The sequence below is a fragment of the Streptosporangium sp. LJ11 genome, from assembly GCF_051918945.1.
Classification (GTDB): Bacteria; Actinomycetota; Actinomycetes; order Streptosporangiales; family Streptosporangiaceae; genus Streptosporangium.
In genome coordinates, this window is the sequence record NZ_JBPXMB010000053.1 from 18,126 (window position 1) to 32,952 (window position 14,827).

Annotated in this window: 11 protein-coding genes; 7 read left to right on the forward strand and 4 right to left on the reverse strand. The window is 71.1% G+C overall.

The genetic code is table 11. From position 1 onward, the window contains the following. Positions 1-11: 11 nt before the first annotated feature. Genes larC through ACTOQ3_RS42385 form a run of 4 tightly spaced genes read right to left on the reverse strand, consistent with a single transcriptional unit; the run spans position 12 to position 3,959 of the window. Positions 12-1,166: a nickel pincer cofactor biosynthesis protein LarC gene (gene larC / locus ACTOQ3_RS42370; protein WP_440089650.1), complete on the reverse strand. Its 1,155-nt coding sequence runs from the start codon at positions 1,164-1,166 to the stop codon at positions 12-14. Continuing rightward, positions 1,163-1,906, reverse strand: coding sequence for a nickel pincer cofactor biosynthesis protein LarB (gene larB / locus ACTOQ3_RS42375; RefSeq protein WP_440089652.1), 744 nt, complete (start codon positions 1,904-1,906; stop codon positions 1,163-1,165). Before larB ends, larC begins: the two co-directional genes overlap by 4 nt. Continuing rightward, entirely contained in the window at positions 1,903-3,183 is a 1,281-nt protein-coding gene (gene larA, locus ACTOQ3_RS42380) for a nickel-dependent lactate racemase (RefSeq protein WP_440089654.1), read from the reverse strand. The genes larB and larA overlap by 4 nt, the downstream gene beginning before the upstream one ends. Then, the gene (locus tag ACTOQ3_RS42385; RefSeq protein WP_440089656.1) at positions 3,180-3,959 is read right to left on the reverse strand and encodes a FadR/GntR family transcriptional regulator; all 780 of its coding nucleotides are present in this window, start codon (positions 3,957-3,959) and stop codon (positions 3,180-3,182) included. The genes larA and ACTOQ3_RS42385 overlap by 4 nt, the downstream gene beginning before the upstream one ends. Before the next feature lie 307 nt (positions 3,960-4,266). Here ACTOQ3_RS42385 and ACTOQ3_RS42390 point away from each other — a divergent pair, with 307 nt between their 5' ends. From ACTOQ3_RS42390 to ACTOQ3_RS42420, 7 genes are all read left to right on the forward strand, one after another. Beyond that, positions 4,267-5,616, forward strand: coding sequence for an enolase C-terminal domain-like protein (locus ACTOQ3_RS42390; protein WP_440089658.1), 1,350 nt, complete (start codon positions 4,267-4,269; stop codon positions 5,614-5,616). Next, on the forward strand, positions 5,616-6,380 hold the full coding sequence (locus ACTOQ3_RS42395; protein WP_440089660.1) for an SDR family NAD(P)-dependent oxidoreductase: 765 nt from the start codon (positions 5,616-5,618) through the stop codon (positions 6,378-6,380). The genes ACTOQ3_RS42390 and ACTOQ3_RS42395 overlap by 1 nt, the downstream gene beginning before the upstream one ends. After that, positions 6,377-7,450: a sugar ABC transporter substrate-binding protein gene (locus ACTOQ3_RS42400; RefSeq protein WP_440089661.1), complete on the forward strand. Its 1,074-nt coding sequence runs from the start codon at positions 6,377-6,379 to the stop codon at positions 7,448-7,450. Before ACTOQ3_RS42395 ends, ACTOQ3_RS42400 begins: the two co-directional genes overlap by 4 nt. Then, the gene (locus ACTOQ3_RS42405) at positions 7,440-8,966 is read left to right on the forward strand and encodes a sugar ABC transporter ATP-binding protein (protein ID WP_440089662.1); all 1,527 of its coding nucleotides are present in this window, start codon (positions 7,440-7,442) and stop codon (positions 8,964-8,966) included. Before ACTOQ3_RS42400 ends, ACTOQ3_RS42405 begins: the two co-directional genes overlap by 11 nt. Then, complete coding sequence (locus ACTOQ3_RS42410) at positions 8,950-9,981, forward strand: ABC transporter permease (protein WP_440089663.1); 1,032 nt, start codon at positions 8,950-8,952, stop codon at positions 9,979-9,981. The genes ACTOQ3_RS42405 and ACTOQ3_RS42410 overlap by 17 nt, the downstream gene beginning before the upstream one ends. A 74-nt stretch (positions 9,982-10,055) precedes the next feature. Further along, on the forward strand, positions 10,056-12,917 hold the full coding sequence (locus tag ACTOQ3_RS42415) for a glycosyl hydrolase family 95 catalytic domain-containing protein (protein WP_440089665.1): 2,862 nt from the start codon (positions 10,056-10,058) through the stop codon (positions 12,915-12,917). 1,230 nt (positions 12,918-14,147) lie between these two features. Then, on the forward strand, positions 14,148-14,827 hold a 680-nt coding region (locus ACTOQ3_RS42420), incomplete at its 3' end, for a non-reducing end alpha-L-arabinofuranosidase family hydrolase (RefSeq protein WP_440089666.1).

A 14,827-nucleotide genomic window follows, 5' to 3' on the forward strand; every position in this document is an offset into this window, starting at 1 on the left:
CCCGGTCTCTCTCACATAGGGGGTCGTTCGCGGGTCAGCCGCAGCGCCCAGGCGGCCGTCTCGCGCAGGGACAGGCCGAGGGCGGCCGAGGCGGCGGCCACGTCGTCGTGTTCGGGCTTGGCCGCGTGGGGTCCGTGCTTGACACGCACGCGATGGCCCGCCAGGTCCACCTCGGTGGTGTGCCGGGGCAGGGCCGTGCGCTCGACCGCGGCCTCGCGCACGCCGAGCGCGCCGGTCTCGACGAAGAGCAGGTCCCGCAGGGCCGGCGCGGAGGGAGGGCGGCACAGCAGGTGCAGCACGTGCGCGGGCCGGCCCTTCTTCATGGTGGCCGGGGTGGCCCAGGCGTCCAGGGCGCCGGCGTCGAGGGCCCGGGCGATCGTGTGGCCGAGCACCTCGCCGGTGACGTCGTCCAGGTTGGTCTCCAGGACGACCAGGGGCTCGGTGCCGGCCTCGCGGGCGGGCTCGGCGATGGTGACGGCGACGACGTTCGGGCGGTCGGGAAGCTCCCGGGTGCCCGCGCCGTAGCCGGTCGCCACCGGGGTCATCGCCGGCGGCGGGGTGTATCGCGCTCCCATGGCGCGCAGCAGCGCCGCCCCCGTGGGGGTCACGGTCTCCCCTGGCAGGTCGCTGCCGGTCACCAGGGCCCCCCGCAGCAGGGCGGCGGTCGCGGGGGCCGGTACGGGCAGCACGCCGTGGCGGGTGGTCACCGTGCCGGTTCCGAGGGGGATCGGGGCGCAGTGCACGGCCGTGACGCCGAGCAGGTGCAGCGCGGCGGCCACGCCGACGATGTCCACGAGGGCGTCGTGGCCGCCCAGCTCGTGCAGGTGCACCCGGCCGGGGTCGGCGCCGTGGATCCCGCCCTCCGCCTCGGCGATCGCCCGCAGCGCGGCGGTGGCGAGGGCGGCGACCGGTTCCGGCCGGGCGGCCCCGGCCATGGAGATCAGCTCGGCCGCCCGCCGCTCGGTCGCCGTGTCGGTGACCACGACCCGTACCCGGGTCACCGCCAGCCCGTGACTGGCCACCCGCCCGGCCGTCAGCTCCCAGCCGGTGAGACCGGTCGATCCCACCGCCGCGCGGATGCCGTCCAGCGGGGCCCCTGCGTCGATGAGCGCCGCCAGCAGCATGTCCCCCGCCAGCCCGGTGAACGGGTTGACCCAGCAGATCACGGCCCTGCCCCCTGCTCCGCCGCCTCCGCGCCCGCCGGGGACGGGGAGGGCGGGGAGGCGCGGCGGGTGGCGGTGTGGGCGAGACGGTGAGCGGCCATGGCGGCGCCGAAGCCGGAGTCGATGTTGACCACGGTGAGGCCGGCGGCGCACGAGGACAGCATCGCCAGCAGGGCGGTGACGCCCTCCAGGGCCGCGCCGTACCCGACGGAGGTGGGCACGGCGATCACCGGCGCCGCCACGAGGCCGCCGACGGCGCTGGCCAGCGCGCCCTCCATGCCCGCCACGACGATCACCGCGTCCGCCGCGCGCAGCCGCCCGGTCTCGGCGAGCAGCCGGTGGATTCCCGCCACTCCCACGTCGCGGACCACGGTGACGTCCAGCCCGAGTGCCCGGGCCACGGCCGCCGCCTCGGCCGCCACCGGCCCGTCGGACGTGCCCGCCGTGACCACCGCGACCGCGAAGGACCCGGTCGTGGCCGGCCGCCACACCAGCAGCCGCGCCACCGGGTCGTGGGATCCGCCCGGCACGGCCGCCAGGACGGGTCCGGCGACCGCCTCCTCGACCCGTGTGGCCAGCACCGGGCCGGTGTTGCGGATGAGCAGGGCGGAGACGATGGCGGCGATCTCCTCGGCGGTCTTGCCCGGCCCGTAGACGACCTCGGGCGTCCCCTGGCGGGCCTCCCGGTCCACGTCGACCCGGGCGAACCCCAGGTCCACCGCGTCCGTCGCGCGTTCGCTCATGCCCGGCCGCCGGACAGGTAGGGAATGGTCTGCGGGCCCTCCGGCAGCACGCACACGCGGGCGCCAGGCCCGGCGGCGGCCAGCGCCTCGGTCACCGTGGCCGCGATGTCGTCGGTCTGCTCCAGGTGGGCGGTGGCCAGGTCGGCGTCACCGAGGTACGAGGTGTGCATCACCACCCGCGCGCCCGCCTGGATACGCGCCTGGATCTGCACCTGCCACTGGTCGGGGACGGTCACCGGCCGGGCGGCGATCGCGTCGAGCAGCGCCCGCGGGGAGGGCTCCGAGGCCAGTACCTCACGGTAGGAGCCGTGGTCGGGGAAGCCGTCGCGGCACTCGGCGGCGCAGACGATCACGCCGCCCGGCCGGACCACCTGGAACGCCGCCGACATGCCCTTGACCGCCTGGTAGAGGTTCTGGTCGAGGGGGTAGCCGGAGTTGGTGGTGACCACCACGTCGAAGGGCGCCTCGACCCGTCGCATGGCGACCCGGCGGGCGGCGGCGGTGGCGGCGGCGTGCATGGGCAGGATGTCGCCGCCGAACGCCGCCGCGATGTCCTTGTCCCGGTTGAGGATCACGTCGAGGGCGAAGGTCACCCCGGTGCCCTCGGCGATGGCCCGCACGTCGTCGTGCACGGGGTTGCCCTCGATCACTCCCCAGGTGGCCCGGGGGTCGCCGATGCGCGCGGCGTCGTGCAGGGTGAGCACGGTCTCCAGCGCGGCCAGGCCGGGGGCGACCAGCTTGGGCCCGCCGGAGAAGCCCGCGAAGAAGTGCGGCTCCACGAAACCGGTGGTGATCCGCACGTCGGCCTCGACCCAGGCGGTGTTCAGCCATACCGGTACGTCCTTGCCGAAGCGGCCGAGGTAGGTGAGCGATCCCGGGTCGCGGGCGTCGTGGTTGACGATCCGCACGGAGTCCACGACCGTGTCGCCGAACATCGCGCGCAGCTCGGCCTCGGTGTTGCCGCGATGGGTGCCGGTCGCGACGAGGATGGTCACGTCGTCGAGGTCGATGACGCCGTCGAGCTCGTCGAGGATCGCCGGGATCATCAGGTGCCGCGGCTGGGGGCGGGTGATGTCGCAGGCCGAGATGGCGACGGTCTGGCCGGGCCGTACCCTCTCGCGCAGCGGCGGCCCGGACACCGGGTCGCGCAGAGCCGCCCGCAGCGCGCCCATCTGGTCGGGCGCGGCCGCGTGGTGGACGGGGGTCACCACCGTGGTGGTCTCGTCGGGCAGTTCGACCGTCAGGCCGGTCTCCCCGTAGGCCAAACGGATCTTCATCGTGTCTCCTCACCGCCGAGCTCCGGCCAGAGCCCGTCGGCGATCTTAGTACCGGCCGGGCCCTGATCGCCGACGGCCCCGGCCGGAGGGCCCTCCACGTCCTCGAGCACCGAGCGAAACCACGTCTCGGTCGTGCCGATGTGCACCAGCGCCGCCGCCTGGGCGAGCGTCGCGTCACCGGCGGCCAGGGCGTTGTAGATCGCCTCGTGCTCGGCGATGGTCTTGTGCGAGCTGCCGGTCTCGACCGTGCCGCGCCACACCCGCATCCGCAGGGTGCGGCCGGAGATCCCGTCGAGCAGGGTGGACAGCGTCTCGTTGCCGCTCGCCCGCACCACGGCGCGGTGGAAGGCGGCGTCGTGGTGGTTCAGCTTCTCCACGTCGTCGCTGGCCGCGCGCATCGCGGCCAGGTGCTCGCCGATCTCGGCGAGCTGTCCGGCGGAGATCCGGGACGCGGCCAGCGCGGTCGCCGCGGGTTCCAGCATCCGCCGTACCTGGACGATCTCCAGCAGCGTGTCGTCGCGCAGCAGCTCGACGGCCAGCCCCAGCCCTTCCAGCAGCAACCGCGGTTCCAGGCTGGTCACGTAGGTGCCGTCGCCCCGCCGTACGTCGAGCACCCGGGCCACGACCAGCGCCTTGACCGCCTCGCGCAACCCGTTGCGGGAGACGCCGAGCTGGGCTGCGAGCTGGTGCTCCGGGGGCAGCCGCGCCCCGGGAGGAAGATCACCCGACTGGACGAGTGCCCGGATACGGGAGATCGCCTCGTCGGTCAGGGACATGGGCACGGCCTCCGGTCGTGGAGTCGCTCGATCGGTGCGCTGGTCACCGCGGGAACATAACAGACATCCCATGTTCGCGTGAAAGGGCGATCCACCGCAAGGCAAACATGGACCGCACATGCGCGACAGGGCCTGAAATATTCAGCCAATTCCTCATATTTACGGTATTTCGCCAGAAGGTCTAGACACATCACACCGGGAGGATTACAAAGACATCCCATGTCCATGTGGTGAAGATCCCTTCACCTTCCGGAAACATCAGCTGGAGGTAGACCTTCGTGCGCACGTATCGCCAGAGCGGGTCACCGTGACGGAGCTGATCACCGCGGTCGAGGCCCATGACATCCGGTTCCCCACCTCTCGATACCTCGACGGTTCCGACGCCATGAACCCCGAGCCCGACTACTCCGCCGCCTACGTGATCGTGCGGACCGACGGCGGGCAGGAAGGGCACGCGCTCGCCTTCACCGTCGGGCGCGGCAACGAGATCGCCGTCGCCGCCGTGGAGTCGCTGGCGCCGCTGGTCACCGGACGGCCGGTGGCCGAGGTTCTCGGCGATCTCGGCGGGGTGTCGCGCCGGCTCACCGGTGACAGCCAGCTGCGCTGGCTCGGCCCGGAGAAGGGCGTCATCCACATGGCGGCGGGGGCCGTGCTCAACGCCCTGTGGGACCTTCGCGCGCGCCGGGCGGGCAAGCCGCTGTGGCGGCTGCTGTCGGAGCTGTCGCCGGAGGAGATCGTCGACGTCGTCGACTTCCGCTACCTGGAGGACGCGCTCACCCGGGAGGAGGCGCTGACCATCCTGCGCGGCGCCGAGCCGGGCCGCGACGGGCGCCGGGCGCGCCTGCTCGCCGAGGGCTACCCGGCCTACACCACCACCCCCGGCTGGCTCGGCTACACCGACGACAAGCTGGTCCGGCTGGCCAAGGAGGCGGTCGCCGACGGGTTCCGCCTCATCAAGCTGAAGGTCGGCGCCGATCCGGCCGAGGACGCACGGCGCGTGCGGCTGGCCCGCGAGGCGGTCGGCCCCGACGTGCGCATCGCCGTGGACGCCAACCAGGCGTGGAACGTCGGCCAGGCGATCGATCGCCTGGCCCCGCTCGCCGAGTTCGACCTGTACTGGATCGAGGAGCCCACCTCCCCCGACGACGTGCTCGGCCACGCCGCCATCCGGGAGCGGGTCGCGCCCATCAAGGTCGCCACCGGCGAGCACGCCCACAACCGGGTGATGTTCAAGCAGTTCCTGCAGGCGGGCGCGATCGACATCCTGCAGCTCGACGCGGCCAGGGTCGCCGGGGTCAACGAGAACATCGCCATCCTGCTGCTGGCCGCCAAGTTCGGGGTGCCGGTGTGCCCGCACGCGGGCGGCGTCGGCCTGTGCGAGATGGTCCAGCACCTGGCGATGTTCGACTACGTGGCCGTCAGCGGCACCACCGAGGACCGCGTCATCGAGTACATCGACCACCTGCACGAGCACTTCACCGACCCGGTGGTGATCAGGGACGGCCGGTACGTCGCTCCCCTCGAACCGGGCGGAGGCGGCGAGATGCACCCGGCCTCGCGCGCCGAGTACTCCTACCCGCACGGTCCCCGGTGGGCCGCCGGCACCAGCACCGACACAGGCGCCGACACGGTCCTCGCCGCGGGAGAGGTGGGGTGATGGGCACCTTCGACGGGCTCACGGCCGTCGTCACCGGTGGCGCCTCCGGCATCGGCCTGGCCACCGCCACCCTGCTGGCCGAGCGCGGGGCCCGCGTGGCCTGTCTCGACCTGTCCCCCGGCGTGCCCGAGCCCCTGCTCGGGCTGCGGGCCGACGTGGCCGACGACGCGTCGGTGCGGACCGCCGTGGCCGAGGCCGCGGACCGGCTCGGCGGCATCGACATCCTGGTGAACAACGCGGGAATCGGAGCCCAGGGCGGGATCGAGGACAACGACGACGACGAATGGCGCCGGGTCTTCGACGTCAACGTGTTCGGCATGGTCCGGGTGGCCAGGGCGGCACTGCCGTACCTGCGGGCGTCACGGGCCGCGGCGATCGTGAACACCTGCTCCATCGCGGCGACCGCCGGGCTGCCCAGCCGGGTCCTGTACTCCTCCACCAAGGGCGCGGTGCTGGCCATGACCCGGGCCATGGCGGCCGACCTGGTCACGGAGGGCATCCGCGTCAACTGCGTCAACCCCGGCACCGCCGACACCCCGTGGGTGAACCGGCTGCTGGAGGCCGCCACCGATCCCGAACAGGAACGCCGGGCGCTCACCGCCCGTCAGCCGATGGGCCGTCTGGTCTCGGCGGACGAGGTGGCCGAGGCCGTCGCGTACCTGGCGAGCCCTCTCTCCGCCTCGACCACCGGCACCGATCTGGCCGTGGACGGCGGCATGCACGGACTGCGGCTGCGGCCCAGCACAGGAAAGGAACGACCATGAACCGAGGACTCGCCCTGGGAACGGCCATCGCCCTGGCGGCCGGGCTGACCGGCGCGTGCGGGGGCGACGGCGACACGGGCACCGGCACAGCCGCCCCGGGAGCCGCCAAGCCGGTCGTCGGGGTGGACTACCCCCGCTCGGACACCGACTTCTGGAACTCCTTCATCAAGTACGTCCCCCAGTTCGGCGCCGAGAACGGCCTCGACCTGAAGACCTCCAACTCGCAGAACGACATCGCCAAGCTCACCGCCAACGTGCAGAGTCTCGTCAGCCAGGGCGTCAAGGGCCTCGTGCTGGCGCCGCAGGACACCGCCGCCGTGGCCCCCACCCTGCAGCAGCTCACCGCCAAGAAGATCCCCGTCGTCATGGTCGACACCCGCCCCGAGCAGGGCGACGCCTACATGGTGGTCCGCGCCGACAACCGGGCGTACGGGGAGAAGGCGTGCAAGTTCCTCGGCGAGAAGCTGTCCGGCAAGGGCAAGGTCGTGATGCTCCAGGGAGACCTGGCCTCCATCAACGGCCGCGACCGCACCGAGGCGTTCAACGAGTGCATGAAGGCCAACTACCCGGACATCACGGTGTTCGGCGAGGCCACCAACTGGGACGGCGCCCTCGCCTCGCAGAAGCTCCAGACGCAGCTCACCGCCAACCCGGACATCAAGGGCGTCTACATGCAGTCGAGCTTCGCCCTGGCGGGCACCCTCCAGCTGCTCAAGCAGCGCGGGCTGCTGGTCCCTCCGACCGACCCCAAGCACGTCTTCGTCGTCTCCAACGACGGCATCCCCCAGGAGCTGAAGGAGATCGCCGCCGGCAACATCGACGCCACCGTCTCGCAGCCGGCCGACCAGTACGCCAAGTACGCGCTGGAGTACACCAAGGCCGCCATCGAGGGGAAGACGTTCAAGCCCGGCCCGACCGACCACGACAGCACCATCGTCCAGGTGCGGCCGGGCCTGCTGGAAGACCAGCTCTCCGCGCCCCTGGTCACCGCCGACGGCGGCACCTACGGAGACGTCCAGAGCGTCAAGTCGGACGACTCCTCGCTATGGGGAAACAACCTTGGCGGCTGACCAGACGACCACGCCTCTCGTCGAGGCGGTGGGCGTCACCAAGAAATACGGCGAGACCGTCGCGCTGGACCGCGCCGGAATCCAGATCATGCCCGGCCGGACCCACGCCCTGGTCGGCCGCAACGGGGCCGGGAAGTCCACCCTGGTCTCGATCCTCACCGGCCTCCAGCCCCCCGACGAGGGCGAGGTGCGGTTCGGCGGCGAACCCGCCCCGCGCCTCGCCGACCGCGACGCCTGGCGGCGGCGGGTGGCCTGCGTCTACCAGAAGTCCACGATCATCCCCGAGCTGACCGTGGCGGAGAACCTCTACCTGCACCGCCACGACCTGAACCGGTTCGGGCTGGTCCGCTGGGGCGCGCTGCGGCACAAGGCGGCCACGTTGCTCGCCACCTGGTCGGTGGACGTCGACGTACGCCTGCCGGCCGGCGAGCTGGACGTCGAGCAGCGGCAGTTCGTGGAGATCGCCCGTGCGCTGTCCTTCGGCGCCCGGTTCATCATCCTCGACGAACCGACCGCCCAGCTCGACGCCGCCGCCATCGCCCGGCTGTTCACCCGCATCCGCGCCCTGCAGGAACAGGGGGTGACCTTCCTGTTCATCAGCCACCACCTGCAGGAGATCTACGAGATCTGCGACACGGTCACGGTCTTCCGCGACGCCCGGCACATCCTGACCACCCCGGTGGCCGACCTGACGCACGCCGAGCTGGTGGCGGCGATGACGGGAGAGGCCACCGGCCTGGCCTCCGCGTTCTCCCGGGCGTCCGTGCCCGCCGACGCCGGCGTGGTGCTCGGCGTGCGCGACCTGTCGTACGGCGACGCCTACCGGGAGATCGACTTCGACGTCCGGGCCGGCGAGATCGTCGGCCTGGCGGGCGCGGCCGCCAGCGGCCGGACCGAACTGGCCGAGACCGTCGCCGGGCTGCGCGCGGCCGATTCGGGCGCGATCGAGGTCGGCGGCCGCCGCCCCCGCCCCGGCAGCGTGCCCGACGCGCTCGCCGCGGGTGTCGGCTTCGTCCCCCGCGACCGGCATCACCAGGGGTTCGTCTCGATGATGTCGATCGCCGACAACGCCACCATGACCGTTCCCGAACGGCTCGGCGAGGCCGGCCTGATCAACGGCCGCCGGCGTGACCGGCTGGCCAATATCCTGATCACCAAACTGGCGATCAAGACCCCCGGCCCCGGCCTGCCCGTGATGGGCCTGTCCGGCGGCAACCAGCAGAAGGTCGTCATGGCCAGGGCGCTGGCCTCCGACCCCCGGCTGCTCGTGCTGATCACCCCCACCGCCGGGGTGGACGTGAGGTCCAAGGAGTTCCTGCTCGGCAAGGTCGAGGAGACGGCCGCGAAAGGGAGCGGCGTGTTGATCGCCTCCGACGAACTCGACGACCTGCGGCTGTGCGACCGGCTGCTGGTGATGTTCCAGGGCCGTCTCGTCGCGGAGATGGCCGCCGGATGGCACGACCACGACGTGGTGGCGGCCATGGAAGGAGTCCGGCTCGATGCCCTCGACGCCTGAGAAGACCCGTACGCCCGCCCCGGAGAGCGACGCCCCCCGGCAGGAACGGCCACGGGTGCGACTCGCCCGGCTGCGCGACCTCGCGCTGATCCCCGCGATCATCGTGATCGCCGTCGTCGGCCAGATCGTCCACCCGATCTTCCTGCAGGGTGACAACCTGATCAACATCCTGCAGACCATGTCGGAGATCTCGCTGCTGGTCATGGCGCAGACGCTCGTCCTGGTCGCCGGCAAGATGGACCTCTCTCTGGAGTCGACGTTCGGCCTCGCGCCGGGCGTGGCCGCCTGGCTGACCGTCGCCGTCGGCTCGGGCGCCGGGCTGGGCGTGCTGTCGGGCGTCTGGGCGATCCCGGTCACCCTGGCCGTCGGCGCGCTGATCGGCGCGATCAACGCGCTGTTGATCGTGCGGTTCGGTCTCAACGGCTTCATCGTCACCCTCGGCATGCTGATCGTGCTGCGCGGCCTGCTCACCGGCATCTCCGGCGGCCAGACCTTCTTCAACCTGCCGCCGTCGATGCTCTACCTCGGCTCGGCCCTGTGGCTCGGCGTGCCCGCCTCGATCTGGCTGTGCCTGCTGCTGTTCGCCGCCGGCATCGTGCTGCTCGGCTTCACCCGCTACGGCCGCGCCCTGTACGCCATCGGCGGCAACGTGGACGCCGCCAGGGCCGCCGGCATCCGCACCGGCCGGGTGCTGTGGACCGCCCTGGTGGGCGCCAGCCTGCTCGCCGCCCTCGGAGGCCTGCTGCTGTCGGGACGCCTCGCCTCGGTGGCCGCCGCCCAGGGCGACGGCGCCATCTTCACCGTGTTCGCCGCGGCCGTCATCGGGGGCGTCAGCCTCAACGGCGGCAAGGGCACCATGTTCGGCGCGTTCACCGGCATCCTGCTCCTCTACATGATCCAGAACGTCCTCACCCTGGCCGGCGTGCCCGCCCAGTGGATCCAGGCCCTCAACGGCGCCATCATCCTCATCGCCCTCATCCTGTCCCGTCTCACCGGAGGCAAAGTCCAGGAGTAACCCGCCTCAGGCACCCCTCCCGTTCCTCCGCCATGGCATTTCCAACCGCCACACCCCCTACCGATTGGAACGACATGTCCGACGAGAACCACCTGTCACGCCGGCGACTGATGCAGATCGGAGCAGCCGGAGCCGGCTCCATGCTGTTACCCCTGCAGTGGACGGCGGCCGCCAGAGCCGCCTCGGCGCCCCCCGCGGCGGTGACCGCCGCAGGCGATCTGGCGCTGTGGTACGACGAGAGTGCCGGCACCGACTGGCTGCGCGCTCTCCCGATCGGCAACGGCCGCCTGGGCGCCATGGTGTTCGGCAACGTCGACATCGAGCGGCTGCAGCTGAACGAGGACACCGTCTGGGCCGGCGGCCCCTACGACCAGAGCAACACCCGGGGCGCGGGGGCGCTCGGGCAGATCCGGCAGCTGGTCTTCCAGAACCAGTGGAGCCAGGCCCAGACCCTGATCGACCAGAACATGCTCGGCAGCCCCGCGGGCCAGCTGGCCTACCAGACCGTCGGCAACCTGCGACTCAACTTCGGCAACACCTCCGGGGTCTCGGAGTACAACCGCTACCTGGACCTGACCACGGCCACCACGACGGTGTCGTACCTGAAGAACGGCGTGCGCTACCAGCGCGAGACGTTCGCGAGCGCGCCGGATCAGGTGATCGTCATGCGCCTGACCGCCGACAGGGGCGGCTCGATCACGTTCTCCGCGACGTTCGACAGCCCCCAGCAGACGACGCGATCCAGCCCGGACGGCACGACCGTGGCGCTCAACGGCGTCTCGGGCAACATGGAGGGCAAGACCGGCGCGGTCCGGTTCCAGGGCCTGGCCAAGGCCGTCATCGAGGGCGGCACCGTCAGCAGCTCCAACGGCACCCTGCAGGTGACGGCCGCGAACAGCGTGACGGTGCTGATCTCGATCGGCTCCAGCTACCGCAACTTCCGCGACGTCAGCGGCGACTACCAGGGCATCGCGCGGCAGCATCTCAACGCCGCCGCCGCCAGGACCTTCGCCGACCTGCGCGCCCGGCACGTCGCCGACTACCAGCGGCTGTTCGGGCGCACGACGCTCGATCTCGGCCGCACCTCGGCGGCCGACCAGCCGACCGACGTGCGGATCGCGCAGCACAACAGCGTCAACGACCCGCAGTTCTCGGTGCTGCTGTTCCAGTTCGGCCGCTACCTGCTGATCTCCTCCTCCCGGCCCGGCACCCAGCCGGCCAACCTGCAGGGCATCTGGAACGACTCGCTGGCGCCGTCCTGGGACTCGAAGTACACCATCAACGCCAACCTGCCGATGAACTACTGGCCGGCCGACACGACGAACCTGTCGGAGTGCTTCGAGCCGGTGTTCGCGATGATCAACGATCTGACGGTCACCGGCGCCCGTACGGCCCAGGTCCAGTACAACGCGGGCGGCTGGGTGGCCCACCACAACACCGACGCCTGGCGGGCCACCTCCGTCGTCGACGGCGCGTTCTGGGGCATGTGGCAGACCGGCGGCGCGTGGCTGGCCACCCTGATCTGGGAGCACTACACCTTCACCGGCGACCTCGCGTTCCTCCAGCAGTACTACCCCGCGATGAAGGGCGCCGCGCAGTTCTTCCTCGACACCCTCGTGCAGGAACCGAGCCTCGGGTTCCTGGTCACGAACCCGTCGAACTCCCCGGAGCTGGCCCACCACAGCGGCGTCAGCGTCTGCGCCGGCCCCACGATGGACAACCAGATCCTGCGCGACCTGTTCAACGGCTGCGCCAAGGCCTCCCAGGCGCTCGGCGTCGACTCCGACTTCCGAACCCGGGTCCTGTCCGCCCGGGACCGGCTCCCTCCGATGAAGACCGGCTCGCGCGGCAACATCCAGGAGTGGCTGTACGACTGGATCGAGACCGAGCCCGCCCACCGGCACGTCTCCCACCTCTACGGCCTGCACCCCAGCAACCAGATCACCAAGCGCGGCACCCCGGCGCTGTACACCGCCGCGCGGCGCACCCTCGAACTGCGCGGCGATGACGGGACCGGCTGGTCACTCGCCTGGAAGATCAACTACTGGGCGCGGATGGAGGAGGGCGCCCGCGCGCACACCCTCATCCGTCTCCTGGTGACGACGGCCCGGCTCGCGCCGAACATGTTCGACCTGCACCCGCCGTTCCAGATCGACGGCAACTTCGGCGCCACCTCCGGCATCGCGGAGATGCTCCTGCAGAGCCACAACGGCGAGCTGCACGTGCTCCCGGCGCTGCCGTCCGCCTGGCCTGCCGGGAAGGTGCAGGGCCTGCGGGGACGCGGCGGCTACACCGTGGACACGACGTGGAGCTCCGGCACGGCCACCGAGATCCTCGTCAAGTTCGACCGCGACGGGACCGTCAACGTCCGCAACCGGATCTTCACCGGCACCTACCAGGTGGTCGACACCGGCAGCGGCGCCGCCGTCACCGTCACCAAGCCCGAGTCCGACGTCATCGCGCTGACCGGTCAGGCGGGCCACACGTACCGCCTGACCGGAACCGGCACACCGCAGCAGCCCACCTATGCGCGGATCACCAACGGGACCACCGGCCTGGCCCTGGACAGCGGCGGCAACGTCGCCTCCGGGTCGAACCTCAAGCAGTGGAACAGCAACGACGGCAGCACCAACCTGCATTGGCAGCTCGTCGACCTGGGCGGCGGCTGGTACCGCATCGTCAACCGCACCAACGGCATGGTCATCGACAGCTGGGGCAACACCGCCAACGGTGCCGTCGCCCGGCAGGCGGCCTGGAACGGCAGCAACAACCAGCAGTGGCGCCTCAACAGCGTGGGCAACGGCCGCAACCAGATCATCAACCGCGGCACCGGCACGGCCCTGGACGGCATGGGCAACAGCACCGCCGGTTCCACCGTGGCCATGTGGACTCCGAACAGCAGCACCAACAACCAGTGGACCATCACGGGCGTATGACGGCCGGCGACCTGTCGCGGACCTGATCCACATGTGCTTCGCCGCCTCCGGCCACCGGTCGCGGCGAAGCACATCCCGGAGCCTTCGCCCTCTCAAGGATCCGGGGTCCGTACGAACCCTGGGGCGACATCCACCCGCGGCGAGGCACGGACCGGCCAGGTCATGGCGAGCGACTCTCCTTCGAGAACAGAGAATCGCCTGCCGGCGCGAAGACCGGAAGGCGATGAAGATCGTTTCAACGTCGTTGTTTGCGCTAACATCGTCGCGATCAACGCTAGGTTCGCGTCACGGCGGTGTCAATCCGTTCACGTGCCAGAAACTTACACAAGATCAAGAAAAGTTTTCGGCGCCCCCGAAAGCCGCCGCGCGGTCGCGGACGACGGGCTCCGCGACCGGTTCGACCCGCCTCCACCGGAGCGGTTTTCCGGACCACGCCGATCGCCACGGCGGCCGTCGTACTGTCCGTCTCGACCCGCTCGGCCGCTGCCGGGCCGGTGGCGGAGGCCCCTCGGCGGGGGCGTATCGCGAGCGTACCGGGATGCCGCACGTTCCCCGATCATGACCGTTCTCGCTGCTCCCGGCCGTCACGGGCGCTTCACCTCGCGTGGCGGACCGATCGCCGGTCCGACGGGTCCGGGAGTCGATCGGGAGGAAGGCCACCGCATCTGACAGCCTGGCTATGAACATTCGTTGGATTCGGCCCGAAGTTTATGGTTGCCAAGTCGTAACTTCTGTGAAACTTTCACTTGCGCAGGCGCCGTTAGGTGATCTCCCTCCGGACGAACGTCCAGGCAGGGGAGCGTGCCGAGGGCAATGCGCAGGTCAGCGAGGACCGCGACTCGTTGACTCCGGCCGGTCAGTCGGATGTACTCCGCGACATCACCCCCCTGAGGAGCAAGCCATGAAGATCTCGAACCTCGAATGTTAGCGGTAACAACTTCTGGCGGCCGCGACCTGGCCTCCGGCCGGCCCAGAAGCATCGGACGCACCTCCCCTCACCGGGTCGCGGGGCCCGCCGGCGGGAAGCGGTCGTCGTTCCGCTCCCACGGCCTTACGGCCCCCCGGCCGCCGCGCCGGGGCCACGTACCGCGCGTCGGCCCGATCAGTGCCCCGTCGAGCGCCGCGGACCGGCAGTGCGCCACCTTCCGGGCAGCTTCATGATCGTCATGTTAACGCTAACAAGTTCTTGAAGGGAGAACCATGCGCCCTATCAGGCGAAATCGCCTGCGCGTGTTGATCGCAGCCATGGCGGCGTTCGTGCTCACCGGCGCCCTGCTCACCGTGGCCACCTCCTCCGCCACCGCGGCGACCGTCGACACCAACGCCTGGTACGTCCTGGTCAACCGCACCAGCGGCAAGGCCCTGGACGTCTACAACCTGGCCACCAACGACGGCGCCCGTATCACCCAGTGGACGCGCAACAACGGCAACCAGCAGCAGTGGCAGTTCGTCGACTCCGGCGGCGGCTACTACCGCGTCAAGTCCCGCCACTCCGGCAAGGTCCTGGACGTCAGCGGCTTCTCCACCGCCAACGGCGGCGCCGTCGTCCAGTGGTCCGACCTCAACGGCACCAACCAGCAGTGGCGCCTGGCCGACTCGTCGGGCGGTTACGTCCGCCTGATCAACCGCAACAGCAACAAGGCCCTGGAGGTCCAGGGCGCCTCCACCGCCGACGGCGCCAACATCGTCCAGTACGACGACTGGGGCGGCAACAACCAGCAGTGGCAGTTCGTCCAGGTCGGCGGAACGAACCCGACGCCGACCCCGACGCCGACCGGTATGTGCAACCTCCCGTCGACCTACCGGTGGAACTCCACCGGCGTGCTGGCGAACCCGAAGTCGGGCTGGGTCTCGCTCAAGGACTTCACCGTCGCCCCCTACGAGGGCAAGCAGCTCGTCTACGCCACCAC

Coding starts and splice junctions, on each gene's coding strand:
- ACTOQ3_RS42410 (WP_440089663.1), top strand. CDS start 8,950: ATGCCCTCGACGCCTGAGAAGACCCGTACGCCCGCCCCGGAGAGCGAC.
- ACTOQ3_RS42395 (WP_440089660.1), top strand. CDS start 5,616: ATGGGCACCTTCGACGGGCTCACGGCCGTCGTCACCGGTGGCGCCTCC.
- ACTOQ3_RS42400 (WP_440089661.1), top strand. CDS start 6,377: ATGAACCGAGGACTCGCCCTGGGAACGGCCATCGCCCTGGCGGCCGGG.
- larA (WP_440089654.1), bottom strand. CDS start 3,183: ATGAAGATCCGTTTGGCCTACGGGGAGACCGGCCTGACGGTCGAACTG.
- ACTOQ3_RS42415 (WP_440089665.1), top strand. CDS start 10,056: ATGTCCGACGAGAACCACCTGTCACGCCGGCGACTGATGCAGATCGGA.
- larB (WP_440089652.1), bottom strand. CDS start 1,906: ATGAGCGAACGCGCGACGGACGCGGTGGACCTGGGGTTCGCCCGGGTC.
- ACTOQ3_RS42385 (WP_440089656.1), bottom strand. CDS start 3,959: ATGTCCCTGACCGACGAGGCGATCTCCCGTATCCGGGCACTCGTCCAG.